Consider the following 1,596-nt stretch of genomic DNA (forward strand, 5'->3'; position numbering starts at 1 on the left):
GTTCTCGATGCCCGCCTTGTCGAGTTTCCAGGATCGTTTGTAGGTTTTTACATGGGGCAGGTATTGATTGTTCACAAAGTCCCTGAACGTCGGTACAGCTTTCATGCGCTTCTGTACGTCTCTGGGGTCGAAGCCAATAACCGTTTGCTTCTTCATGTTTTTAGCCTTGCTTCTGGCTTCTTCAAGGGTTATGGAATCCGGATTGCCAATTCTGAATTGTTTGATCTTTCCGGCTTTGTCTCTGTACCTGAGATAGTATGTTGACGTACCGGTAGCACGGACCTCTAACAAAAAACCAGCCAGCTGGGTATCAAAGTAATCAACTTTCGGCTTGTCTTTCGGCAACGGCGGACTTGTCACGAACGCTGGACGTAAGTGTACCTTGGGCATAAAACACCTCTTTTGAAAAAGTTAAAGCCGCCCAGGAACCAATTCCAACGGCGGCCTGGATAAGACTTGGAGAGCTACAAAGGCTTCTACATAGGCTTATAACACTTTTTTGAGGTGTTTTTTGAAAATTGCGTATTTGGAATGGCTAAAAAGCATGGCTTGGTAGGCATATGGCCCTAGAAGGCCCCAGGATCGATTCTGTGGCCTTCTCTGTGTTTTGGCAGGCCAGTGGCTAAGAAAGGCCAAGAAGAGCCCGTACAAGGCAAATATGGGGGTCGTTCCCAGAAGGGTAGCAGATCAGGATGGGGCGGTGCCGGTTCGGCAGAAAGGCAGGGCTTGGTGGAAGGTGATGATTGACATGTATCGCTAAAAAGCGATAATTTGAATTATGACGCAATGGCTGGTTGAATTTTTGAACGATACCGTTGAAGCTGAGTTCGATAGCCTTCCCGTCGAAGTAAAGGCCAAGACGGTGCATATCTCAAAGCTGATCAATGAATTTGGTCTGCCAAGCATAGGCATGCCATATATCAAGCATGTTCAAGACAAAATTTGGGAAATCAGGGCGGCGGGGAAGAGTGAGCAGGGGCGATGCTTGTATGTCGCAGCAGTCGGAAAGCGGGTGGTCATTTTACGATGCTTCCTGAAGAAAACCAGAAAGCTGCCCCAAAAAGAACTGGCCATAGCCTTGAACCGCGCCAAGGAGTTGCTCAATGGGTAAAAGTCTGCACGAAAAGCATCTGGAGTTATTGAACGATCCAGTTTACTCCCAGGAATACGCTCAGCAGGAGCAGGAATTTTCTTTTGCCAGGGTTTTGATCCAGGCACGGATCAGATCAGGTTTGACTCAAAAGGAAGTTGCCGAGCGCATGGGTACAACGCAGTCCGTCATCGCCAGGATGGAGTCTGGTAAACCCTTGCCCAGCTTGAGAAGCATCCAGAGATATGCCCGAGCGACCGGCAGCAAAGTAAGAATATCTCTTGAGGCTTGACCTTTCGTTTACTGCACCCCCAACGCCTTCCCATACTCCAACGGCTTCAACCACTGAGCAGGCCATTCCATATTCCACCCGGCATTATCAGCCTTGTCCCTCAGCAACCGTAGCACCCGATGAGCCTCTGAACGTCCAAGCCCTAACGCGGCTATGGGAACTGGCAAGGCTTTTGGATCGGGTAGCCATTCTCCGGAGAAGCCGACAACCAGCA

Annotated in this window: 4 protein-coding genes; 2 read left to right on the plus strand and 2 right to left on the minus strand. The window is 49.5% G+C overall.

Features of this window, described 5'->3' with window-relative positions; translation table 11 throughout:
• A partial coding sequence (locus AC559A_RS19080) for an Arm DNA-binding domain-containing protein (RefSeq protein WP_498819277.1) occupies positions 1-390 on the minus strand: 390 nt, incomplete at its 3' end.
• Positions 391-778: 388 nt separating this feature from the next.
• Here AC559A_RS19080 and AC559A_RS19085 point away from each other — a divergent pair.
• Both AC559A_RS19085 and AC559A_RS19090 read left to right on the plus strand, forming a co-directional pair.
• On the plus strand, positions 779-1,111 hold the full coding sequence (locus AC559A_RS19085) for a type II toxin-antitoxin system RelE/ParE family toxin (protein ID WP_498819278.1): 333 nt from the start codon (positions 779-781) through the stop codon (positions 1,109-1,111).
• The gene (locus AC559A_RS19090; RefSeq protein WP_498819279.1) at positions 1,104-1,382 is read left to right on the plus strand and encodes a helix-turn-helix domain-containing protein; all 279 of its coding nucleotides are present in this window, start codon (positions 1,104-1,106) and stop codon (positions 1,380-1,382) included. Before AC559A_RS19085 ends, AC559A_RS19090 begins: the two co-directional genes overlap by 8 nt.
• Before the next feature lie 8 nt (positions 1,383-1,390).
• Here AC559A_RS19090 and AC559A_RS19095 read toward each other — a convergent pair.
• Positions 1,391-1,596: hypothetical protein (locus tag AC559A_RS19095; RefSeq protein WP_498819281.1), on the minus strand; the 206-nt coding region annotated here is incomplete at its 5' end.

This window comes from Desulfonatronum zhilinae, from assembly GCF_900182865.1.
GTDB classification, from domain to species: domain Bacteria; phylum Desulfobacterota; class Desulfovibrionia; order Desulfovibrionales; family Desulfonatronaceae; genus Desulfonatronum; species Desulfonatronum lacustre.